This is a genomic window from Butyrivibrio sp. YAB3001 (assembly GCF_900112195.1).
In the GTDB taxonomy this organism is placed as follows: domain Bacteria; phylum Bacillota; class Clostridia; order Lachnospirales; family Lachnospiraceae; genus Butyrivibrio.
This window is the reverse complement of record NZ_FOKR01000005.1, coordinates 178999-203478: the sequence shown is the minus strand read 5'-3', so window position 1 is coordinate 203478 and position 24480 is coordinate 178999. Positions and strand designations below refer to the sequence as shown.

Here is a 24480-nt window from a genome sequence, read left to right as displayed (position 1 = left end):
GGATTGAAGCGTTGAAAAAGATTGTTGTTGTAGGGGCAGGGGTTGCCGGACTTGCAGCTGGAATATATGCCAGAAAGAACGGATTTGAATGTGATATTTATGAGCAACATGCAGTTTCTGGCGGAGAGTGTACTGCCTGGAACAGAAAAGGATATCGAATTGACGGCTCGATAAGCTGGCTTACTGGCGTTGGCGAAGGCACAGATATTTATAACTGTTGGCAGGAAACAGGTGCTTTCGAAAAAGAGAATATAGTTAAAGAACCTGTTTTTGCACAAGTTCATGATGGTGAGAATACTCTTACATGGTATGCGGATCTTTCACTTTTGAAGGAAGAGCTGCTTAGAATATCACCGGAGGATGAAAAACCAATAAATCAACTTATTGGCATTTTGGAGGCACTCAAGGGATTTCAGTTTCCGGCAGGAAAGCCTATGGATCTGATGAGTCCTGTAGAGAAAAGAGGGTTCATCAAGAATATGATGACAGTGTTTGGAACACTGGGACCGATATGCTCATTGACTACAGAAGAATATGGCAAACGCTTTAAATCAGAGCTTATAAGGAATGCACTTTTGGCATTTTCGTTTAGGGACAATCTTGCTCAGGGTGTATTGGTCACACTTGGATCCGTTGCAGGAGGACAGGCTGGATGGGTTCAGGGAGGTTCAAAAAAACTTACTGATAATATGAAAGATCAGTTCCTGAAACTTGGAGGCAAACTTTTTTGCAATGCTAAAGTAAAGAGTATTAAGATTGAAGAAGGCAGCGCGAGAGGAATTGTTCTTGAGAGCGGAGAAGAAATCAATGCGGATTTTGTTGTTCCTGCCTGTGATATGCATGTTGTACTGAAAAAGCTCTTAGACGGTAAATATAAGGATAGTATTCTCGATGGATTTTATACAAAAGACGGATACAGAACAAGCAGTATAGCGCAGGTTGCCTTTGGGGTTGATTGTGACCTTTCTAATTATGCAAGCAAGAATATTTTCATGATCGATGAGACAACAATTGCGGGTGAGACAGTGAATAGTTGCTGTTTTACACATTATTGCAAGGAAAAAAATTTTGCTCCCGCAGGTAAAAGCATAATAAAGACCGGCCTTACTATCTATGACTACAGCAATTGGGAAAACCTCTCAAGAGATGAGTATCTTGCGAAGAAAGAAAAAATAAAGAATTTTTACCAGAATCTTTTACATAAGTATTTTAAAGAAACTGTAGGTAAGGTAGAGATGGTCGATGTTACTACACCGCTTACCTATGAGAGATATTGTGGAGCTTATAAAGGCGCGTATATGGCATTTATGCTCACTAAGGAGACAAACAAAGTTTCACATAGTGGAGTTATAGAAGGCATTGATAATATGTTTATAGCCGGACAGTGGCTTAGCGCGCTCGGCGGATTACCGGATGCACTTGTAAGTGGAAAGAGTGCGATCATGAGAATATGTTCGAAGGAGAACTTGGAGTTTGTCGGAGTTCAATAAAATCGATGGAATAAAATATGATAATGAAAAGTTGCGTCTTTTTTTAAAAGAGCAAAATGAGTATTATGATGTCATTTTGAACTACTCTCATAAAGAAGCTGAAATAGATATTTCCAATGCAAAATATCTGGATGAAGAGGATACGGCTTATATCAGACGACATAAGAATCCAAAGCTTCAGCAGGAAATTGCATTGGGGAGATTTTCAGCTAAAACTGCTGTTTCTGCTCTTATAGATAAAAGTGTCGAAAACATTAACATTACTAAAGGTGTATTTAATCAGCCTGTTGTAAGAGTAAGAAATCATGGTGAAGATATGAATCCCCAGGTTAGCCTTTCTCATTGTGGCAATATTGCAGTAAGTCTTGCTTATCCTGATAAATTAATAATAGGAATCGATATCGAAGAGCAACTTGGAGAAGCAAAAGCGGATGGTATGAAGCTTTCTGAGAATGAAAAGGTGCTGCTTACAACTAACAATGTGGAAAAGACTTATCTTTGGACTATTCGTGAAGCTCTTATCAAATGCCTGAAAGTGAGTGTCTTTTTTTCAAGTGATGTGATGGAAATAACTGAGTTAGTGTGTGAAGAGAGATGCATAAAAGGAAGTTTTAAGAACTTTAGTCAATATGTGTTCAAGGCATGGAAATATAACGAATTTTTCGTTGCAATTGTCTATCCGCGAAGAACAGAATTGCTTGACAATTGAATGAAAAAATTCCGACTTTGGAAAAAAGTGAAAATAAATTTCAGAAAAACGCGGAAACGCTGATGCAATAAGCGGTTTCCAAGCTGTTGTTGATTGAAATTTAAGGCGTGCTGTGCTATCATAACGTAAATGGATTTACGGGAGTATAGCGTTAAATGGGGATCAGAATAGCTGTATGTGATGACGAGAAAATGATTTGTCATCAGATTACCAGAATGCTTGATGGGAGTGCGGATAAGTACACGATAGATTATTTTGAGTCTGGTGAAAAACTTATCCAAAGTGGAAAAAAGTACGATATCTTATTTCTCGATATTGAGATGGGGATGCTCAATGGGCTAAGGACAGCCGCACATATCAGGAAACAAGGTAGAAACGATTATATCATTTTTTTAACAAGCCATATTGAATTTATGTCAGAGGCCTTTAAAGTAAGGGCCTTTCGTTTCCTTAGTAAGCCAATTCAGCCTAAGGCTTTTTACGAGGCATTAAGTGAAGCTGAGAAGGAGCTTATTGGGGAAGAAAAAATAATTGTCAATTCTAATGGAAATAAGTATATAGTTGTTCAGTCAGACATAGTATATGTTGAATCAATGGGAGATGGTACATGCATATACACTGCTGACAATCAGTACATGAACAATAAGACACTCAAGTATTGGGAGAGTACATTAAACCCAGATCTTTTTTATAAAACACACAAGACATATTTGGTAAGCTTTAAGTATGTTAAGGTGGTACAGCAAAACGAAGTAGTACTTTCTATTGATGATGAATTAGCAATTCCAGTCTCCAGAAGACAAAAAGCGGATTTTGTCCAACGCTATATGAAGTATGCGAAAGAACATGCTATTAGCTATTAGGAGACGGTTTTATGATATCAGCAATTAGTAATATCGCTACATTTTACAATGAATTATGTAAGCTTTTACTGTTTGGAGTTATTTTTTGTGGTGCGAAGATTGAACCACTTAGTAATAAATTTTTAAGATATATCTGGTTAGGATGCAGTATTGTTATTGGGGGAATAGGATTTGCATTTGATAAGTCTATTGCCTCTTTGCTTAATGCTGTTCTGATAGTGGTTATGGTTAAACTACTATGTAAAAGTATAAAAATCAGGTATCCCATTCTGGGAGTTTTCATAATAGCACTTATTGATTCTTTGATTGCCTATGGTGCTATGATCTTTACTGGCGTATCAGCCGAAGATATTTCCAATAACCCAATTTTGACATTTGTATTAAATGGTGTACTTACGACAGCTTTATTTGTCATATGGATGCTCAAAAAAACGCGTATGATTGATAAGCAAAATGTGTTCAGACTTAATGTTGAAAAACAGTCAGTAGTTATTCTTTCTGCAAGTGCATTTTTTTCAGCGCTGATTATAGCTTATATTGAGCAATATAGTATTCAGTTTGATGATCGCATGTCCTTTTTTAGGAATAGTGTGATCATAGTGCTTTGTTGTTTGTTCTTTTTATCTCAGTGTATTGGTATTTTCTTCCACACTCAGAATGGAAGATTGAGTAGTGATGTGGCGCAAAAAGACAGACTGATAGAGAATCAGAAAAACTACTTTACAGACCTGTTAGACAAAGAAGAAAAGACGAAAAGATTTCGTCATGATTTTAAGGGGCATATGAATTGCATTAAGACACTGATCGATGAAGGCGACTATGACAAATTAAAGGAATATCTGGAATCTGTTGATGGGCAGATGGCAAAAGCAACACTGGATTTTTCAACAGGTAATCATATGATCAATTCCATTATCGCAGGGATTAAGAGTCAGTATCCTGGTGTGAAAATTGATTGGCGAGGAAGAATACCGGATGTGCTTCAGGTAAGTAATCCCGATCTTTGTACCATTTTTTATAATCTTATAAATAATGCATGCAGAGAAGTTGATGGGACAGATAATCACGTTGATGTAGATATTAGAATATTTAATACAAATATGTTTATTGTTGTAAGAAATAAAGTAAAAAACAAGGTACAGGTGGCAGATAAACATAGAGTTATCAAAAAATTTGAGGAAGGCCATGGATATGGACTGCGTAACGTGGAGGATGCGGTAAAGCGATATAATGGTCTCTTTGAGATAAACAACGAAAATGGGATGTTTGACGTAGACATTACAATGCCGGATGTAATATGATTTACCGAATATCCTGAAAATATGACCGATTATCGGCAATTTATTGTTAGGTTCTTTGTCTAAGGTTAAACTTAAAATACATCAAGGGGGAAGACAAAAAGAAGAAAGGAGATCAAAAATATGACATGTCAGGCTTGTGATATTTCTTGGGGATGGTATTTAATAAACCTTTTCTTAGGAGACTAATGAATAATAATAGTTATTTAGAATTAAAAATAGACCGGCAGATGAAACCGTTGTGGAGGGTTTTATTTGCCGGTCTTTTAATTTCTATGAAGAAAATGGGGGTTACGCTATGGAATGTGAGGAATTATATTTTAGGACCTATGGTAAAGAACCGGAGGGAATTTCTTTTTGCCCATACAGAGTATCGCCGCTTGGGGCACATATTGACCATCAAAACGGCGTAATCAATGGTCTTGCAATTGATAAGGGGATTCATATTGTTTACAGCACCAAGAATAATGGGGTAATAGAGGTGCAATCAGTGAATTTTCCGGGAAAGAGGGCGCAGTTTCATGTGTCCGGCGTTCCGGAGAGCGCACAGGGAGATTTCGCGGATCATTTAAGAGGCGCAACCAAAGAACTTGCGGAAAAGTATGCATTAAAATATGGACTTAGTGCAGTTATAGAAGGCGACCTTCCAATTGGGGGACTTAGTTCGTCAGCAGCGGTTATTATCGCATTTTTATCTGCGCTTGCGAGAGTTAATGGAATCATACTTGATGACTGGGAAACCATTATGATCGCAAAAGCAGCTGAGAATAACTACGTGGGAGTTAATTGTGGAAAACTGGACCAGTCCTGCGAAGTACTGTGCAGAAAAGAAAAGCTTTTATATCTTGATTGTCTTGATGATAAATATGAGCTTATATCTACTTCGCAATCCATGAAACCATATAAGATAGCAATTTTCTTTAGCGGACTTGAAAGAAGTCTTGCTACGAGCGCTTATAACTTGAGGCAGGATGAATGTAAGGCTGCGGCATATTCACTTCTTGCGTATGCCGGAATGAATTATGGAAAATTTAAGGATACGGTATTAAGACAAGTTCCAAGGGAAGTATTTGATGAATATGGCAGCAGGCTTCCTGAGAATTTCCGTAAGAGAGCAGAGCACTATTTCAGCGAGTACGACAGGGCCAAAAAAGGAGCCAAAGCCTGGAGAGATGGCAATCTGGATGAATATGGAAGTCTGATTTTTGAGAGCGGAAAGAGCAGTGTTGAGAATTATGAATGTGGTTGCCCTGAACTTATTTCTTTATACAAGATAATGGTGAATACCAGAGGAATATATGGTGGGCGCTTCAGCGGAGCAGGCTTTAAGGGATGCTGCATGGCGCTTATTGATCCGGATTATTCAGAAGATGTTATGGCTAATGTAAAAGAAAAATATCTTTCTATCTATCCGGAATTATCCGGAAAATATACTGCTGCATTGTGTGATTCAGCAGATGGAGTTTATCTTGGAGGAGTAAAATGAAAGCAATTATTTTGGCAGCAGGATATGCTACGAGGTTATATCCATTAACTGAGAATTTTCCAAAGCCTTTACTGGAAGTGGGAGGAAAACCAATTCTGGACTGGCTTATTGATGATTTAAGCTCCGTGGTTAGTGAATTTATAGTGGTTACAAATCACAAATTTGCTGATCATTTTACGGAATGGAGTAATAAGCATTCGGAGAAAATTACTGTTGTTGACGATGGTACACTGACTAATGAGACTAGACTTGGAGCAGTAAGAGACCTTCAGCTTGCTTTGGAAGGAAAAGAAAATGATGACTATCTGGTCATGGCCGGAGATAATGTTTTGTCATTCTCACTAAAACCATTTGTTGAGTTTTATAAAAATGTCGGAACAAGCTGCGTGATGTGTCATGTGGAAGAAAAAGTGGAAAAGCTTAGAAAAACAGCAGTTATAACACTTGATGAGAATCAGAGGATCACAAGTTACGAGGAAAAACCAGAAAATCCCCGCTCTCATTTTGCAGTACCGCCATTTTATATTTACAGATCAGAGGATGTCATAAGGATTCAGGAGGCACTTGATGCAGGCTGTAATCCTGATGCTCCGGGTTCATTTGCAGCCTGGCTTAGCAGCAAGACAGATCTTCATGCCTACAAAATGCCCGGAGTAAGACATGACATTGGTGATATGAAGAGCTACGAGGCAGTTAAGAGTACATATTCAGGACCGGAAAAATAATCATTATAAAGAAGTTTGCAAGTAGGCCATGGGTGTAGCCGACACCATTAGGCCTATTTGCGGCACTTTCTGAGTTTGAATCATTAAAACAAAAAAATAATAAAAAAAAATTAAAAATAGTATTGACACTTATTTTGGATTGATGTACAATTCTTTTTGTCGTCGCGAGAGCGACTTAACATATACGCGATAGTAGCTTAGTTGGTAAAGCGCCACCTTGCCAAGGTGGAGACCGCGGGTTCGAGCCCCGTCTATCGCTCGCCTAATTAAATTCCGAAATGCCTAGTATTCATGGGTGTTTCGGAGTTTTTTATTTGTCCAAAATTCACGATTTTGGTGTGTGTATGTGTGTGTATAGATTCATTTTGTACATCTGGTGCAGCATTTGTCTGGCATGCTCTGTTGAGAACATCCTTCAGATCAACAAGTGACTCTGTCTTCATATGAGAATAGAATCTCTCATTAGTTTCAACAGAATGACCAAGAAGATAAGCTCTCTGAGTGACAGGTAGTCCAAGCGGGATAAACACGTTGCTGTTAATGCTCATACGGAATGCATGATTATTGGTGATGTTATAACCCATGCGTTCACACAGTCTTCTGAGGCGTTGTGCGTAGATATCCTTATCAAACCATGTCCCATCTTCCCTGCAAAAGATGTACTCAGATTCAATTCCAAGTTCCTTCTGCTTGGCTCTTACTTCCTCCAGAATAGCATCTATCTCGTCTGTGATAGGGAAGTAACGACCATCTTTTGGATGTCTTCGCTCATTCTTGGTAAATGGAAGTTCCTCCAAAGTCTTTTTCTGACCTTTTACCTTGGTTGAACGCTGCTGTCTGTGGATATGGACACCTTTATCTGTGATATCTTCCCACTTGAGAACAGGAATTTCGCCTACACGGACACCGGTAGCTATTGAAAACAGCATGGCATATCCAATGAAATCATAGGTTCTGCCTGCCATTTCCTCACGGATTCTGTCCTTTATGCGGGATATCTCATCCTCAGTGAAAATCTTCTCATCAGAGGACTTCATAGATAGATCACAATTCTGGTAATAGTTATCCATATCAATTCTACTCACAGGATTGTCCATGATGATTTTATCCTTTTTCATGGCATAATCGAAAACGCCATTAAGGATACGGACTGCGTCCTGCAAAGCTCTTTCCTTAATATGGAGAGACCTGGACCTCATGTTGATGTAGGCAGAGATCAATTCATCAGTAAGACACTTGATCTTCATGTTACAGAATTCCTCATCAAATACTCTGATGAAAGCCTGCCTGTCCCTGTCGATAGTACTGGCGGAACGGTTAAGGCTGTTTCTTCTGTACTCCTGCCTGCGATTGAACACGTCCATGACAGTAGAATCAGATAAAGAATCCTTTACATAGTAATCGTAAAGATAGTCAATAAGAGCTTTTTTAGTTTTTCTTGTCACTTCCTTTCTGGGATTGCCGACAAATGTGCGCCATAAATCTCTTGACTCCACGAAAGTAATCTTACGCTTATGATTTGTGGCTACATATTTTTCTTTGACCATTTCCCTGAACTTGCGGGTTTCGTCGCCGTCTAGGGAAATTATACTACCATCAAGCATTACATAGGAAGAGGTGCTCCCACTCTCTAACCATTCATTTGCCATAGGAACACCTCCTTTCTTGGATAATTGTTCTCGTTATAGGCTCCTTCAGGCACTAAATAGGCATATAAAAAACCTATGTAGCCATCGTCCTTACTGGGCTCAGGCACATAGGCACGTTATTGGTAACTCTGTTATAAAAATCAGTATGGCAATAAAATGATTAAGGACAAGCATCATAAACTGACGCCTACGCGCCTTTTCTGCCATAGAAAGGGACATCCTTAATGGCATGCTTAGCATAGAGCCCTTTATACCCCCGAGAGGTCTTACCATCTATGGAAACATTCTTCATATAGGTAAGACCCAGTTTATCAGCTCTTTGCCTAAGTTCTTTGGAAAAAGAGCTTTCAGAGCGAACTTTTACAAGGTTATCCTCTCCCCAGAGTCTGTATGCTTCGTACAGATCCTTGGTAGAACAAAGGGCTTCTTCATCAAAAGTCACATACCCTTCTGAATCAAAGAAATCCATGATGCTGTCCTCATCACGCCTCATCTCAGCCTGATTCTGCTTGGTACGCTCACTGATGGTAAAGTGAAAACCATTCTTTACAAGCCTCTTAAGACCTTCAAGCGCCCATAATGCAACGCCTTCAGTTTCAAGAGCAAGTTTCTCTGACAGTTCCCTGTCATCAATCCTGTCAGCAGGCTTTTCTTTAACCCTTAGGACAATCTGCCTTCGATAAAAGCCATCTGTCTTGTCATACAGGGAATTGAGGGTACCATTGCCAAAGACCATGATCCTCACATAAAGGTATCCCTGGTAACTTTGTTTACCTTTACGTTCAAGGTCCATCTTATCCTCCATGGTAACAATGGATTTAAGAAGGCCAGTATCCGTAAGGGCTTCCGTCTTAGTGTCGTCATCGATCATAAGGAGCTTGCCTTCCTGATCGGCTGCACTGAATCTGTCTGTTGAGAGCTTACTGATGGAGCAGACATTCATGTTGTCTCCCAGAAGATTCCTTTCCATAAATCCAACCCTGGATTTTCCTTCACCACCACTTCCTATGAGCATCAGCATTACCTGTGCTTTGGTAGTCGGGATGAAAGCATAGCCCATGAATTCCTGAAGTGTTGCTATATCCTCGGGATATAGGAGCTGTTCAAGGAATTTAAGCCATACTTTTGGCTCCTTTGCATCAGGGTTGTAGTTTATCGGAAGTCTGTTGCAACAGAACTCCTTTTCCGGTACAAAACCGCCATCAAGATAATAGGTACCATTCTTGAAATGGACCCTATCAGTATGCCTGGGCAGTGTATCACACAATGCCTCATACCTGAGTGCATCCAGTATCTGGTTAGCCTTTCTGACAATGGCTGTCTTCACATAAGGTTTGAGGTCGTCTACGATCTCTTTTCGAAGTTTCTCCTCTGAGAGAAGTCCATCGATGTCGTAAAAGATACCACCAACAAACTTAATAGGGTGCTTACCCATAAACCATGCGCAGTATTCTACCTCATCAATACTGTGTGTCTTAACATCGAACCAGACAGGACAATCTCCGGAAGCGGCTTCTTCTGCCTCTAGCATTCTTGCCGCCTCCATGATTTTATCCTTAGTTTTTTGATCTAAGCTCATTAAGCCTTCGCTCAATTAAAATCACCTTCCTTCCGTAATCAGCAATCAAAAAAGCTCTGTCAGAGATGTTTCCGTAAAGTATCGTATCCAGCAGATACTCCACATGGTCTATCTCTTTCAGAGCTTCAACAAAATATGGATGCCACTTGCTCGTTTCATCCACAGGTGCGTATTCAGTTTTCCATCTTTTTAAAAGATGGAGATAATCAGAGAGAACTATAAAGCAGTATCTTTCTGTCTTTTGAAAAAGCTTATCATCCAAAGCTTTAGGTATTGCCTTTGGATGATAGGTCATATTCCCAGGACTTTGACAGGGCAGACCGAAGTCTTCACATATCTTAACTGCCGCATCTCTAAGCCCTAGGCCAAAATGCTTTGAAACAAAATCGACAGCATCACCTTTTTCGCCACAGCCAAAGCAGTAGTATCTGACATCAACCTTCATGCTCGGATGTTTGTCGCAGTGGAATGGACAGGAGCACATTCCATTACGATTAACACGGATACCATAATGCTCAAAGGCTTTTCTTGCGGGGATATTCTCCCTTACAGTATCGAACACGCTCATCTGCTGACCTCACCTCGATTCTGCTTTTGGAGGCGAGGCTTTTTAGCATCATCCTCCTTGATCTGAGCCTTATACTTGCTGATCAGTTCCAGGGTACTTGGCTTAGCCTTTACGATAATCTGCTCGATAAAAGCAGCCTTTCTCTCTGGAAGATGGAATGCCTTTCTGACAGCATTCACAACCTTGTCCCTTAGGTCCTTAAGGTTGTTCTGTAAGTTGTCGAGCTGTTTGACAGCATATTCCCTAACGTTCTTTGGAGCTTTTCTGTCACCAGACATAAGCCAGTTCTTATGGTATTCGATAGTGGCATCATCTTCTTCCCTGACCTTATCAGTAATGTCATCGATCAGGGTGTCGCATGCCTTATCGTAGGCGATATCAGAAACTTCTTTAAGAAGTCCCTCGACATCATCAAGCTTAAGCTCCAGCTTCTTGTTCTCTTCGACAAGCCTGTCATTTTCAGCCTGGAGTTCTTTGCCGATCTCTTCCCATGTATCTATGGTCTGGTAGAGATTCTCAACTTTTGCGTTAAGCTTCTCAATGATGTAGTCCTGCTTCTCGAGGTATTTCTTCCCACCATAAATGGGATTTCCCTCGATCTCAAGACCATACTTCTTGCAGGTTTCCAAAAACAGATTCCTGCATTCTGCATCAAAAGACATCTTGCGGTTGTTGTACTTGCCAGGCTTTTTCTCCGGATTCGGAAGTTCAAAGCCGAGTTCCTTTAATGCTTCTTCTTGTTTAGGCTGCCTCTCACCATATTTGTTGATGACATCAAAGACATGTCTTTCATGGATGTGAGGTGTACCTTCATCAAGATGCAGCGCCCAGTCAAGAATGTGCATATGAGATCCATACTTTTCCTGAAGCAGGTTGAAGAACTCAAAAGTCACTTTAGCAAGAACCTCATAGTCAACATGTTTGTCCAGGTTTCCAATCTGGTAAATAGTCTCTTCCGGACAGGTCTTTGGATTCTCTCTAAGATCATCCGCAGTTCTGTTTCTTTCACTGTGTCTTGCAGCTTCATTCCGAGCATTCTGTCCCTCGATATAGGCATTATAAACAAGGTCATAGAATCCCTTTTCGATTTCTGTGAAGGTGTGATCTCCTTCACCTCTCTGATCATGACGAACAACCTCTCTGTCAATACAGTTCCAGTAAAGATTATTTCTTGTAAGTTCTCTTTTGAGTTCCTCAGCTTTTTCCAGCTCGAACTCCCTGTCATTGTGTTTGGGATTATAAGCTCCATGAGCGCCTGATCTCCCATTGTGTCTTGAACATCTCATAACGAATAGTTCTCCTTTCTTTTTGTTGTTAGCAGTTTGTTTTGAGAAAGTTTGCTCGCGGGCGGAACCTACGCACTCGAGGGCGAACATGCCCCAGACGACAAAAAATAGGCCATATCTACTGGGCGGGGTTTCACCCTCGACCTGACAAAGGAGCTTCGCCCCCTTGACCCCTTTCATCGAAAATGTGTGCACCCATTTTCAATGGCAAAGAAAATGCTTCTCTCTGCACTCTTGCTTCAGAGCAAAGAAAAAAGATTATCTCGCATGGGGATAATCTTTTTCTCTTCACTCTGTTTTTCACAAATACCTCAGCGGATTTGTGAAAGGGCATCGCGAGCCGCTCAGCCCAAAAGAAAAAGGCAGAGAAAATTCCCTGCCTTCAAAAAGAAAGAGCAACCAGGATTTTTATATCCTGCTTGCTCCCATTCCTTTGGTTATTATAAGTGTAACGCATCCATTTTTTGACGCATTGACTTCTGATTGACTGCCAATTGAGAAATCTGTATTTTCAAATTCACTGCTTAATAAATATAATTCTTATCGCATAATGCTTTACTATAATCAGCAAGGTAGTCGAGACCATTATCTTTGTCAGGAAAATATTCAGAAAGCTTAGAAACAACTTCCCACATATCATTCATGTTATAGTCATATATCTCTGCCGAAGCTTTCAGGACATTTCGGAAATGGTCTATAGCCTTGCGCTTTTGTCCTGCAGAAATCATAATTGCACCCATGGCTTCTTCAATGTTCATATAATCAGAAGAATATTCTCCGCAATTATGACCAACATATTCCTCTGCCTTTTCCAAAATCTTCATTGCCTCCGAGTGCTGACCAAGAGCAGCCTTAAGCATTGCAAAATTAACAGCCTGAGGGATGGTATCATGTACATACATAAGCCCAAACTCGTTGAGGATACGGACACCTTCTTCAATATGTTCTTTTGCTTTATTTATATCCCCATGAGCCAGATACATCATCCCGAGGTTTGAATGGATGTTGGAATAGAGATGTGCATTTTCTTTTGTTACATTTGTTATGAGTTCAGCTGCCTGTTTCTCGAATTCCAATGCTTCTTCATCGTTATCATAACTCGCAGCATAAGACGCTTTATAGTCCAAAAGTAAAACTTTATCTCTTAAATCACCAACTTCATCTGCCGTCGTTTCAATTATGTGAAGAAAGTAATCAAGCTCTGCCGTAGTAAATGGCCTGTCATAATATGCAAAAGCATCCTCATATAATCGTAAGAGAAACAGCTTATCGTCTCTGATAAGGTTCAGAAGACAGCTCTCTAAAAAATGAGCCATGACATCGTAGTATGGGGGATCATCTATTCCATGCATTGTACAGTCATGTCTGATGTTTTCAAGTAATGTCTTGCAGTCTGTTACTGTAGGCGCATAGTCTGCAAGAACGAGATCCTGTATCAGTCCATTAAGGCAGACTTCGTGTCTGTCATCTTCCTGAAGTAATCCAAGTTCTATAAGTTCATTCACACCATTTGCATAGGAATGTCCTAACCAACGCACAAAGTAACGTTTCGAAACGCCTCCATAGGGGATAAGGGTAGCGCACTTTAATAAACCAAGCTGTTCACTTGAAAGATTAAACAATCCAAACAGCTTTCTTATATGTTCCATATAAGTAGCTTTGGAAGTTGTCCCGTCTTTGGTGACTGTTATTATATCATTGGCAGTCATACCCGCCCTTTCGTAATAGAGACGTTGCTGTACCTCATCAGCACTCATAATTCCTGATTTAAGCAACCTTGCCACCAACTCTATAGCAAATGTATGCCCATGTACTGAATACAGGATATCTATCACTGTATCAGTTTCTTTATAAACTCCACCAGATAGATTTGTGATAAGAGCTATCTGTTCATCATGTGAAAGTTCATCTATAAATACATTTTCACCAATACTCATCGCATTACGCGTAGTAATCAGCACATGGCATTGATATTTCATAATCTCAGAGAGGACAGGGTCCGACTTATCCATCTCATAATAATTGTCTATTATGAGCAGTGTATCTTCCTTTAAGGTATTAAGAAAGCGGTTATGTTGTATAAACAGCTCATCAACAGAAGTACCATATCTGTCATTTACAAAATCCAAATCTGCTATATCTTTTTTGAGACTGCCTGAATATAAGATGTAGATTTGGTTGGTATATTCTTTTTTGCAGTATTTAGCAAAAGCTTTTGCAACTTCACTTTTGCCCATACCAGCAACTCCGTGTAGAAAAACTTTGCTATTAGAAGAAAAAGCTTTATGAACTGACTCTATCTCTTTCTGCCTTCCGAGAAAATGCTTACAGGGATTTGGAGGAATACATCCGATAATATAGGTGGCTATCATTGGAGACATCCTACCTTCGGATATGCTAAGTTCATTTTCACTGCCATGCTTTACAAACTTGCGCTGAAGAATAAAATACATCAGTCTTCCCATGAAGGACGCAATCAATCCACTATCTGCACTTGGATAGTCCTTGCAGATATAATCTTTCATAACACCGGAAACAGAATCATCCAGCATAAGAATATCATGGAGCTTTTCAACACACATAGGACCATCATAGAGAATAGGTACAATCTTTTTACGGATATCAGTAATAAGAATAGACTCTTTATCCTTTTCCATATAATATTTACTGATCCTTGGCGAAATGGCTGCCTGTCCATTCATCCATCGACAGACTAACGCATTATCAAAGTCATAGTCAGCATTTTCTTCATCCGCCATGAACGTTGCAAATATTTCATAAAGAAGGTCAGTCTGGCTGAGAGCTCTGGCATCACTTATATAATCACGTATGATTTTCATTACGTTGCTAAAATCACAAAGTTCCAAATGGTCACCTCAACATTCTTTGAGAATTATCAATGTTTCTTGATTTATAGTATCACAATAATGAGATTCCGTTTGTTCAAAAATGTATTGAAACTGCACGGTATCAGTGTTAGTATGAAAAAGGTCTTAAAATATAAAGAAAGAACGCTTTGCGTTTAGGTGAACTGTCATTTTTCTGATAATTTAACTTGAGTGAACACAATGATTTTGGGGATAGCTGCTTATGCAGCTGTTTTGTGTACGCTTAAATTAGATTATCATGCACTTGTAGCCTGAATGTATTGTATGTCTATTTGTGTGAGTCTATTTTGCGTACGCAGGATAGGCTTTTTTGTTTGCCATTATATGGGCAATAAAACACGGGGGTGAAAAAGTGCAAAAAATAATGAACAATGCTCTAAACAAAATACTTAATACGCCTATAAGATTGAATCTTGGTGGAATCATACTAATCTCTTTGGTGCAAGTATTCATTGAAGTTATTAGTATTGCAAACATAGAAATCTGTAGGAGAATGCTCAATTACTTACTGTCACATGAAACAGAACGGTTGATGATGAGCAGCATAATCTTTTGTACCGTAATGATTATCACTATCATTATGGTTCATGTAAATGCTTATCTGATAGCCCATGTGCGAGGAAGGCTTCAACTTGCACTTAGCAATAAACTGCTGATAAAGAATTCAAATCTCTATTGCTGGAGTAGAGCGAATCTAAGTTCCAATGACAGAGTATCTGTTGTAACCGGAGACCTGGAAAGATATGTCGACAGTCTCATAAATAAAGCATTTCTGTTTTCTTCTTTTATGGTTATACCATGCTATGTAATATATGGAATAACCATAAATGCTTGGATCACCTTGATGATTATTGTTTCCAGCATAGTACTTAGTATCTTGAATAAAAACAATAAGTTAAAACTATATGAATTCAATAAAGAAATAAATGATAAATATGGTCTTTGGACCAATTATCTGTGGAAAGCCCTGGATAATCTGGAAGTTATCAGAGTATTCCTTTCCAAGAAAAAAATCATTTCCGAACACAGGAAGCGAGATGATGACTACTCAAATACTGCGCGTAAATCATGGGAAGCTCAACTAAAAGTGTATCTTGTAGAAGAGACAGCTGATATGATGTTCACTTTAGTAATATTGAGCCTGAGCTTTGTAGCCATGATTATAGGGGCTATGCCGCCAGCTAATATGCTTGCAATGATTCAGTCACTTAGTAGTGTTCAAAAGAAAATATTCGAGCTTCCGGAACAGATGATACAGCTGAAGGAACTGGAAAGCATTGCATCAAGGATTATAAAGTTTGAACAGATACCTGATGATAAAGGTGAGCTCGAACTTAATGAAGAATTCAGATTTCTTCAGGTTAAAGATCTGAAAATCAGTTATGACAATCAGGAAATAATAAAAGACATAAATTTCAAATTTGAAAAAGGGAAATTCTACGTTATTGCAGGCTCCTCCGGTTGTGGAAAAAGCACCTTACTTAAAGCAATCGCTAGGCTAATTCCTCTGGATGGCGGAAGTATATGTTGGAATAATACGAATCTTTCTGAGGTGACCAGAAAGTCATATTACCAAAAAGCCGGTTATGTTGAACAGAATCATGTTTTTACACAAGGCACAATCAGAGAAAACATTGTGTATGGCAGCTTAAATGAGGTTGCATATAACAAGGCTTTGAAAGAGTCCAAACTGCTTGATGTATTTAAGAAAAACAATTTTACAGATGAACTTACAATAAGTCAGTCCGGATATCCATTGTCATCAGGCGAAAGACAGATGCTGGCATTTGCGAGTGTGTTGTATAACACAAAAGAACTTGTTTTACTAGATGAGTCTTTTTCTGCTATAGATCCGGGAAAAGAAAGAATTTTTTACGAGAAATTAAAGGAATGTTCACGTAATGGGACAGCTGTAATTATGGTCTCTCATAGACAGACAAATTTTGATATAGCCGATGAAATCGTCTATATGAATCAGGGTAGGATACTGGAAAACGGTAGTTTTGAAAAGTTATGCAGCAACGAGAATGATTTTTACAGATGGATAAATAGTGATTTTAAAGAGGAAGAAGCATGATAAATAAACTTAAGAGAGCTTGTGTTCCATTGATGCTTAATAAAAATGCAAGAGGATTCTTTTTAGCCGATTTCTGTATGGAAATATACTATTTGATACAGCTGGCTTTATTGCCAGCATTTATCAATCTGATGATGGAACAATATGAAAACTACAATTATCGCGGAATGGCCATTTATACAGCCATATGGTTTTTGATTACAGCTATTTATATCGTAGTAAAATATCGTTTTGATATATTCATCAACGGAGAGTTCTTTTTCCGCGAAATTGAAAATGTGCGCGAGGAGTGTATTAATACGCTCTACAACTCAAACATGGCTCAGATAGATAAAAACTATGATGGGAACGAAGCATATTCGTTTTTGGCGGACAAAGCTCATATTCTTGTTAATACTTTATTTTATCTGAACGAGATTCTGGCAGATATGGTTGTTTTTATAGCTGTTGGAATTTGGAGCTTTTACATTGGTAGTTGGATGTCATTGGTGGTAATTATCGGAAGTGTGCTGCAATTAGCCATAGGAAAGCTTGGAAGTGAATCCATAAATAAGCAGAACGAGCAACTCTTTGAAGAAAAATCAAAGATTACCGGGGCATTTAAGCGCTTGATCAGTGGAACTGAGAGTTATATTGTAAGCGGAAAGTATGACTCTAACGTAGAAGAGGTCAATAAGCTATTTGATGGATACACGAATAAATGTGAAAAGGCAGCATTTAACCAGGCGCAAAGATCGAATCTGATCAGACTATTAGATGCCTCTGTTTATATGCTTCTTTTGGTCACAGCACATTTATTTATAAAAGACAGCAGCGTCCGAATAATTGTTACGATGTTTTCTGTATATAATACCATGAAGAAGTATATGGGACGTATCACATCTGCTTATATGGGAATAAAGGATAATTCTTATGTCCTTGATAAGTATTTAAAATATGTTGATTGCGAAGAAGGGAGCGTTGAAAAATGCGACGACAATCATGTTATCGAAGCAAAGAATATTAGTTACAGCGTAGATGGTCAGACAATACTTGATAGAATTGACTTTAGCATTGCTAAAAACACAAAGGTGGCGCTTATTGGTAAGAATGGATCCGGAAAGACGACATTTATAAGAATCCTGCTAAGCCTCCTTTCACCGACAAGTGGAAGCGTAAAGAAACAGATCGATGGTATATACTCTTATATTCCAGTTGCATCTCAGTTATTCCCAGTTTCGATTCATGAAAACATATCATATGGAAATGGCAAAAATGTTGAATTATGTATTCAAGAGATTGAGAATCTTGCCGAGCTAAAGAATCTTGGCGATGAAAGGCTTTCAGAAATATTACCTGACGGCGATGAAAACTTATCAGGAGGTGAAGCTCAGAGAGTAGCCATAGGAAGAGCTATGGTCGCTGGCTCAGATATACTGATTGCCGATGAACCTACCGCAAATCTTGATCCTATAACTTCTGGAAAAGTATTTGGAAATTTGATTAAGAGCGCTTCTTCCATTCTTTTTACGACCCATAATCCAGAATTATTGGAATATGCTGATGTTATTCACATCATGGATAAAGGAAAGATTGTCGCTTCCGGAAGATATGAAGATGTGCAATCCATGAAGATTTATAGGGAGTGGGAAAATGAAGTGATGGAAAATGTGTAAACAGAAGCAGAACAGGCGATTCCCAGCCATAAGCGGGAGCTATAACATCAATAGGCGGTTTTGCTGCCTATTATTTTAGGCACAAAAAAAGAACCCGACGCATCAGGTTCTTCCAGGTGTAATCCGAAGATGTCCACCGCAATTCTTAACTATAATATACTACTATTAGGCGCTCCATGCAAGAAATTTATGAAATGCTAATAAAGTTCAAAAGCGCAGTCATATTCGGTCTGTGCTGTGTTCCAACTACCTGATTATAGATATTGACAGGAAGCTCATTTCTCAAATACTCAGTCTGCTGCTGGTAAGATGCTACAAACTGCTTACATGCTGTTTTAGTTTCGCCCATTTTTCTCAGGAAATATGTAATCATTATGACATATGCATCCATGTATTTGAAATCGATATTAGAAATGCTAACTTCTTTTTCCAGTAGTGTTACAAGTCTCTGATCTATTTTACCTGTCTTGAATCTGGTATCAAATATCACGTTGTTATGAGCTATTGCATTTCTGAGATCTTTAAGTGTAAAAATGAAGAACTGGGTATTCATACCATCAGAATCCAAATTGGTTGGTAATTTCATAATGTTTGAGACATATAACTTAACATCTGTACATGCGCAATCAAACAGTGTGCCAAATTCTCCGAGAGTTAGAGTTTCAAAAATGGCCCATACAGGGATAGTAATATCATTATTAAAGAAATGCGCTACTACACTTCTCTTATTATAATCACGAACCAAAGCAGCATTAATCTTTCCCTTAAGATTCATTCTCTTTGTATACTCAGTTTTATATGGCTTGCTACCAGGCGTATGATTTTTATATGCTGTTAATGACTTGTTGTATATGACATCAAAATTCTCTGATTTACTATGGGATAGCAGCGCCTCAATAACATAACTCTTCAAGGCATTCTCAATGAACATTACTTTTGGATAAAGTACTGTTTTCAGCTGCATATCATACTTGTTTAATGCAATAATTTCATCCAAAGAAGTAAAATTCACCTTGTTGGTGTCTTCACGGATAAACCTATATCCTTTAAAACCATGATAATAACCTATGTTCCTAAGAGCTTGTGTTTGAGAACTTTTGACATTAATGTGGTGAGTATTTCTAAGATACTTCATCAACTGATAAACAGATAGCATAAATAGTCTTCTTTCAAAAATATTTAAGGAGATTATAACACCAAACATCGACTATATTCCACGAGAAAAATTTCTATGATATGATTATTCTTGTGTGTTTATTTTTGGTTAACAGAAACAAGCTAAATGATTAAATACAACATGAATATAATGGCATAATCTAAGGGAGAAAAAATGCGTAATCAAGAGTTAGTATTAGTCTTTCCTTCAAAAGATATGCAAGAACAAATTCTTCAATATAAGAAAGAACATTTTGATTATGGTGATACACAGGTTCATGGCACTGGAGGATTGGCATATTTTGATAGTTTTGATGAATGGTTGAATCACATAAATACAATCAAGAATCTGAATCCTAAGACCGGAGTACGAACAAGTACATTCTTCTCCAAACGTGTCTCTGATGGAAAACTCATTGGATGCATTAAGATACACCATTCATTGACAGACGAGCTGAGGAATGGTGGACATATTGCTTATGGCATACGACCTTCCGAAAGGAAAAAGGGATATGGCAGAACGCAGTTAGAACTATGTCTGGAATTTGCTAAGCAGATCCCGCTTAAACAGGTAGTTATTGCTTGTGATAAAGACAATATCGCTTCAGCAAGCACGGCTATGAGCTGTGGAGGTATTTTGACTAACGAATTTGAAGAAGATGGTGTGGAAAAGCAGCACTACCTATTTAACTATGCATAAGGATTGAAAAATACAGTTATCTATTAAGGGAGAAACATTTACAATATGGCCTATACAATGACACATATATTGGTTGCGGAAAAAGTTTTAGAATATTTTGATTGTCCAATAGACTATGATACATATATAGTTGGTTCTATTGCACCTGATGCAGTCCATGCAAACCTTAATTATTCACCAACGTTGAAAGAAAAAAGTCATCTTTTTGCTGAAGGATTAAAATGGGGTGAGGTAGCAAGTGAAAATGAATATGACGAATGGCTTGATAGCATAAAAGAATTTTATGTTAACAATTATTATAAGTATGATAGAGATTTTTTTCTAGGTTACATTGTTCATGTTCTAACAGATATATGCTCTAATAACGAGATATATGCTCCTTTTTATAAAGCTTTAGCTCAAGATGAAATAGTAGAGAAGAAAAAGCAGTTTTCTTATGAAAGCTATTGTGTGAATTACTATTTGTTCCAGGAATATTCCAAAGATAAAAACATAGTGGATACTCTTAAAAAAGGTCGATCTTATTCAATATCGGATGTTTATGATGATTCAGTATTCGAAAACAGAATTAAACAATTATTTGATTTTGAATTTAAAAAATGGGATACGGATACAATTGAGAAGCATAGTATCTGTACGATTGAGAATACTATGGCACTAATCGAAAAAGCTCCAGCAGTGATAAAAAAGATATTTATTGATGACTTCTACCGTAGATAATAAATTATATCATAGAATACTTGCAATTCTTGCTCGTCACTATTCAATTGTGTGTATAAGTGTGTGTATAACAAGGTAGACAACTCGGAAACCCGCATGTTTCCTTTCTTTTTTAATTGACGGAATATTTCGAGCCCCGTCTATCGCTCGCTTGATTAAATTCCGAAATGTCTAGTATTTATGGGCGCTTCGGAGTTTTTTATTTGTCCAAAATCGACGATTTTGGTGTGTGTATGTGTGTGTATAGGTTCAGATTGCGCATCATTTGTGTGGCTGGCTCTGTTCAGAACATCCTTCAGATTAACAAGTGACTCTGTCTTCATATGAGAATAGAACCTCTCATTTGTCTCTACTGAATGTCCAAGAAGATAAGCCCTCTGTGTAACAGGAAGACCAAGCGGAATGAAAACATTGCTGTTAAGGCTCATTCTGAAAGCATGGTTGCTGTCTGTGGATATGGACACCTTTTTCAGTGATATCTTCCCATCTGATAACTGGGATCTCGCCTACACGGACACCTGTAGCAATGGAAAAGAGCATGGCATAACCGATAAAATCATAGCTCCTATCCTTCATATCTTCACGGATTCTTTCCTTTATCTGCGCAATCTCCGCATCAGTGAAGATACACAAGAAATTGAATGATTAAAACCCTATAACTATCCCGATTTTATCCCAGTTTTTCACGAAAAATTCCTTTTTGAAGAGAATTTTATCAAGTATAATGATACAAGTGACGCTTTTATAGATTTCAGGAGGATTAAAAAGTGGAATACACTCATTTTGTTTCAGTTGCAGGGCTGGTCTACAACGATAAGGACGAAGTTCTATTATTGGAAAGCCCCAATAGAGGATGGGAATATCCTGGCGGAATGGTTGAGCCGGGGGAAACACTTCAGGATGCACTTATCAGGGAAATCAAGGAAGAGACCGGAGCGGATGTTGAGATAACCGGTTTTATCGGAGTGTGTAAGAACATTCAAAAGGATGTTGTTAACATAGACTTTTCATGTAAGTACATTGGAGGAGAGCTTGCTACAAGTGATGAAAGCCTGCATGTAAAATGGGTTAACAAAGATGACGCTTTGAATCTGGTAACATTTCCTTTGACAAAAAAGCGGCTTGAAAATATGCTAACGACTGGTGAAACAATTAGCTGCTTCAATTTTAAAAGAGAACCATTTGAGATAGTTGCCGAAGGAAAATTCACTGTTGGTAGATAAAACATAAAATGGGAGTGTTTTTAGATATGGAATGGGAAAATTTGGGGAGACAGTATTTAGTTGATAATGAATTCTTAAAAGTCAGACAGGACAAAGTAAAACTACCCAACGGAGTTATTATTGATGACTTTTTTGTAATTGAAAAGAAAAATGTTTCATTGATAGTGGCAATGGATGAAGAAGAAAGAATCATTATAAAGGACGAGTACAGATATCCTATAGATAAGCATTTAATTGAATTGCCAGGTGGAACATTTGATTTAGGCGAAACAAATCCATTGGACGTAGCTAAAAGAGAATTATTAGAAGAGACAGGATATTCAGCAGATGAATGGGAATTACTATTTACAAACTATGATTATCCTACTAAAGATGTTAATCAAGTAAATATCTATTTGGCTAAAGGTATAAAACGAGTATCTGATCAGCAATTGGATATGGGAGAGGACATAAAATATAGATTTATTCCGCTAGAGAAGGCGGTTTCTATGTGCATGGATAATACAATATGCGTAAACGGAACCGTCGCAGCAATCTTAAAAACTGCAAGAATTTATGGTGTGTAAAATGGATAAGCTTAATATATTGATTGAGCAATATGGTTTAGGGACAATTGAAGGAGAGATTTTACCTTTATCCGGCGGATTGATGCACAAGATGTTCAAAGTGCATACAACAACCGGAACATATGCTGTGAAATGCTTGAATCCGGAAATAATGAGCCGTCCTAATGCAATGAAGAATTATTCTGAAGCCGAAAGGTTGGAACGGATTTTAGAAGATAACGCTCTTCCTGTTGTGGCGGCTCTATCTTTTGATGGAAAAAAGATGATTTCGGCTAATGGAAGATATTATTACATTTTCCCTTGGCAGGAAGGAAAAATCACGGATTTCAACAAGATTAGTAGCGAGCAGAGTTTTAAAGCCGGTGAAATCCTGGGGAAAATACACCGCATTGATGCGCATAATATATCACCGGAAGAACCTATACTTTCAAATGCTGATTTTGAAACATTTCTGGAAGATGCAAAAGCTAAAGATAGTGTTATTGCACCTCTACTTGAAGCAAATATGTCACTTCTTATGGATTCTCAGAACAAGTTAAATGAAGCTCGGAAAAATCTTCCTGCCATGAAAGCAATCAGCAATGATGATATGGATCCCAAGAATATTATGTGGCATGACGGAAAAGCTTATGTAATCGATCTTGAGTGTCTTGGTTATAGCAATCCTATATCATCATGTCTGGATCTGTCTTTGCAATGGGCAGGTACAGTAAATGGTAAATTCAGTAAAGATAATTTGGAAGCTTTTTTCAAAGGATATCTTAGCGCTTATGACAATGGATTCAGATCATATGATGAGCTGTTTGGAATAGCCTATACATGGATAGAATGGCTGGAATACAGTATCAAACGAGCCCTGGGTATTGTGAGCTCTAATATCGATGAAATAAGACTTGGAGAATCAGAAACTGAGAACACCATAAACAGAATAAAATATCTGTCTTCAATTGAGACTGATATTTGCTCAGTTTTAAGGAAACTCCTGGCACCCAATTCAAGAGCTTTTAAGACGCATGATGATAGATTATGCTATATAGACTTGCTTTTTGATGGAAATCTGGATGATATACCTCATTTTGAAATACCTAATGGTTATCATTTTGTCCCTTACAAACCTGGAGACAAAGACGCGTGGATTGATATAGAATTATCTGCTGAAGAAATAATTGACAAAGAGCAAGGTGAGAAATGTTGGCAACGATATTTTGGAAAAGCAGAGCCTGAGCTTCCCAAAAGAATGTACTTCATAGAAGATAAATTTGGAAAGAAAGTAGCTACTGCAACAGCTTTTTACGATATACATGGCAATGGCAAGCCTGATGAAGGGCAGCTTCACTGGGTTGCTATAAAGAAAGATTCGCAGGGAAAAGGGCTTTCAAAGTCGCTTATTACATTTGTTCTTGGAATAATGAAGCAGCTTGGATATAAAAGCGTCAAGATTCACACGCAGACCAATACTTGGCTTGCATGCAAAGTATATTATGATTTAGGCTTTCGACCAGAAAAGAACGACCTTAAGAAGAATCGATTTGGATGGAAAATGGTAGAATATCTTACAAACAGAAGGTTTATCAGCTGAAGGTAATCCACCATTATAAATAATTACAGGAGATTATATGACAGATTTTTCAACGATAACAGCTTGTGGCGAATGCTGTGTAGGCTGTGCTAAGAAAATTGAAGGCTCCTGTCCCGGTTGCATCGAGGCGGATGGGCGTGTTCCGGAATGGGCAGGATCTGGTAGGTGTAAAGTACATGCTTAACCCTTAAACTTTTGTGAACAATCATTTAGTTAAGTCAGCGCTAATAATAAATGGTATAATGAAGGCACAGAAAGGAGTTT

21 protein-coding genes and 1 tRNA gene are annotated in these 24480 nt (G+C 38.2%); 15 read left to right on the top strand and 7 right to left on the bottom strand.

Annotated elements, in window-relative coordinates; genetic code table 11:
- Nucleotides 1-11 precede the first annotated feature (11 nt).
- From BM086_RS07810 to BM086_RS07780, 7 genes are all read left to right on the top strand, one after another.
- Nucleotides 12-1490 (top strand): phytoene desaturase family protein, encoded by a 1479-nt coding sequence (locus tag BM086_RS07810; protein ID WP_175560160.1) that lies wholly within the window; start codon nucleotides 12-14, stop codon nucleotides 1488-1490.
- Nucleotides 1474-2199: a 4'-phosphopantetheinyl transferase family protein gene (locus BM086_RS07805; protein ID WP_092325444.1), complete on the top strand. Its 726-nt coding sequence runs from the start codon at nucleotides 1474-1476 to the stop codon at nucleotides 2197-2199. The genes BM086_RS07810 and BM086_RS07805 overlap by 17 nt, the downstream gene beginning before the upstream one ends.
- Before the next feature lie 155 nt (nucleotides 2200-2354).
- Nucleotides 2355-3062 carry a LytR/AlgR family response regulator transcription factor gene (locus BM086_RS07800; protein WP_092325443.1) on the top strand — a complete coding sequence of 236 codons (708 nt, stop codon included), beginning with the start codon at nucleotides 2355-2357 and terminating at the stop codon, nucleotides 3060-3062.
- A gap of 11 nt (nucleotides 3063-3073) precedes the next feature.
- Nucleotides 3074-4363: a sensor histidine kinase gene (locus tag BM086_RS07795; RefSeq protein WP_092325442.1), complete on the top strand. Its 1290-nt coding sequence runs from the start codon at nucleotides 3074-3076 to the stop codon at nucleotides 4361-4363.
- Between the two features lie 295 nt (nucleotides 4364-4658).
- On the top strand, nucleotides 4659-5846 hold the full coding sequence (locus BM086_RS07790; protein ID WP_092325441.1) for a GHMP family kinase ATP-binding protein: 1188 nt from the start codon (nucleotides 4659-4661) through the stop codon (nucleotides 5844-5846).
- Nucleotides 5843-6571: a nucleotidyltransferase family protein gene (locus tag BM086_RS07785; RefSeq protein ID WP_092325440.1), complete on the top strand. Its 729-nt coding sequence runs from the start codon at nucleotides 5843-5845 to the stop codon at nucleotides 6569-6571. Before BM086_RS07790 ends, BM086_RS07785 begins: the two co-directional genes overlap by 4 nt.
- 186 nt (nucleotides 6572-6757) lie before the next feature.
- A tRNA-Gly gene (locus BM086_RS07780) sits at nucleotides 6758-6830 on the top strand.
- A 7-nt stretch (nucleotides 6831-6837) separates the two neighbouring features.
- On the opposite strand, the gene BM086_RS07775 is transcribed toward BM086_RS07780, so the two are convergent.
- From BM086_RS07775 to BM086_RS07755, 5 genes are all read right to left on the bottom strand, one after another.
- Nucleotides 6838-8220: a tyrosine-type recombinase/integrase gene (locus tag BM086_RS07775; RefSeq protein ID WP_092325439.1), complete on the bottom strand. Its 1383-nt coding sequence runs from the start codon at nucleotides 8218-8220 to the stop codon at nucleotides 6838-6840.
- 187 nt (nucleotides 8221-8407) lie between these two features.
- Nucleotides 8408-9799, bottom strand: coding sequence for a DNA primase family protein (locus BM086_RS07770; RefSeq protein ID WP_242952148.1), 1392 nt, complete (start codon nucleotides 9797-9799; stop codon nucleotides 8408-8410).
- A complete protein-coding gene (locus BM086_RS07765) occupies nucleotides 9777-10367 on the bottom strand; it encodes a CHC2 zinc finger domain-containing protein (protein WP_092325438.1) in 591 nt (196 codons plus the stop codon). The genes BM086_RS07770 and BM086_RS07765 overlap by 23 nt, the downstream gene beginning before the upstream one ends.
- Nucleotides 10364-11653 (bottom strand): hypothetical protein, encoded by a 1290-nt coding sequence (locus BM086_RS07760; protein ID WP_092325437.1) that lies wholly within the window; start codon nucleotides 11651-11653, stop codon nucleotides 10364-10366. The genes BM086_RS07765 and BM086_RS07760 overlap by 4 nt, the downstream gene beginning before the upstream one ends.
- 524 nt (nucleotides 11654-12177) lie before the next feature.
- On the bottom strand, nucleotides 12178-14520 hold the full coding sequence (locus BM086_RS07755; RefSeq protein WP_092325436.1) for a tetratricopeptide repeat protein: 2343 nt from the start codon (nucleotides 14518-14520) through the stop codon (nucleotides 12178-12180).
- A gap of 373 nt (nucleotides 14521-14893) precedes the next feature.
- Between BM086_RS07755 and BM086_RS07750 the strand changes: the two genes are divergently transcribed.
- Together BM086_RS07750 and BM086_RS07745 are read left to right on the top strand one after the other, a co-directional pair.
- Nucleotides 14894-16618: an ATP-binding cassette domain-containing protein gene (locus BM086_RS07750; protein WP_141107712.1), complete on the top strand. Its 1725-nt coding sequence runs from the start codon at nucleotides 14894-14896 to the stop codon at nucleotides 16616-16618.
- Entirely contained in the window at nucleotides 16615-18273 is a 1659-nt protein-coding gene (locus BM086_RS07745) for an ATP-binding cassette domain-containing protein (RefSeq protein ID WP_092325434.1), read from the top strand. The genes BM086_RS07750 and BM086_RS07745 overlap by 4 nt, the downstream gene beginning before the upstream one ends.
- 187 nt (nucleotides 18274-18460) lie before the next feature.
- Here the strand turns inward: BM086_RS07745 and BM086_RS07740 are convergent, their stop codons facing one another.
- A complete protein-coding gene (locus BM086_RS07740) occupies nucleotides 18461-19429 on the bottom strand; it encodes an Abi family protein (RefSeq protein WP_092325495.1) in 969 nt (322 codons plus the stop codon).
- A gap of 174 nt (nucleotides 19430-19603) precedes the next feature.
- Between BM086_RS07740 and BM086_RS07735 the strand changes: the two genes are divergently transcribed.
- Nucleotides 19604-20128: a GNAT family N-acetyltransferase gene (locus BM086_RS07735; protein ID WP_092325433.1), complete on the top strand. Its 525-nt coding sequence runs from the start codon at nucleotides 19604-19606 to the stop codon at nucleotides 20126-20128.
- Between the two features lie 45 nt (nucleotides 20129-20173).
- Nucleotides 20174-20848: a zinc dependent phospholipase C family protein gene (locus BM086_RS07730; RefSeq protein ID WP_092325432.1), complete on the top strand. Its 675-nt coding sequence runs from the start codon at nucleotides 20174-20176 to the stop codon at nucleotides 20846-20848.
- 417 nt (nucleotides 20849-21265) lie between these two features.
- Here BM086_RS07730 and BM086_RS20850 read toward each other — a convergent pair whose 3' ends face one another.
- Nucleotides 21266-21424, bottom strand: a complete 159-nt coding sequence (locus tag BM086_RS20850) for a hypothetical protein (RefSeq protein ID WP_175560159.1) — start codon at nucleotides 21422-21424, stop codon at nucleotides 21266-21268.
- Between the two features lie 191 nt (nucleotides 21425-21615).
- On the opposite strand from BM086_RS20850, the gene BM086_RS07715 reads away from it, so the two are divergent.
- The 4 genes from BM086_RS07715 to BM086_RS20845 are packed head-to-tail and all read left to right on the top strand — an operon-like array spanning nucleotide 21616 to nucleotide 24400.
- Nucleotides 21616-22071 (top strand): NUDIX hydrolase, encoded by a 456-nt coding sequence (locus BM086_RS07715; protein WP_092325429.1) that lies wholly within the window; start codon nucleotides 21616-21618, stop codon nucleotides 22069-22071.
- Nucleotides 22072-22097: 26 nt separating this feature from the next.
- Nucleotides 22098-22637, top strand: coding sequence for an NUDIX hydrolase (locus BM086_RS07710; RefSeq protein WP_175560158.1), 540 nt, complete (start codon nucleotides 22098-22100; stop codon nucleotides 22635-22637).
- Between the two features lies 1 nt (nucleotide 22638).
- Complete coding sequence (locus tag BM086_RS07705; protein ID WP_175560157.1) at nucleotides 22639-24216, top strand: GNAT family N-acetyltransferase; 1578 nt, start codon at nucleotides 22639-22641, stop codon at nucleotides 24214-24216.
- 37 nt (nucleotides 24217-24253) lie between these two features.
- Complete coding sequence (locus tag BM086_RS20845) at nucleotides 24254-24400, top strand: hypothetical protein (protein WP_175560156.1); 147 nt, start codon at nucleotides 24254-24256, stop codon at nucleotides 24398-24400.
- The last annotated feature ends 80 nt before the right edge of the window (nucleotides 24401-24480 follow it).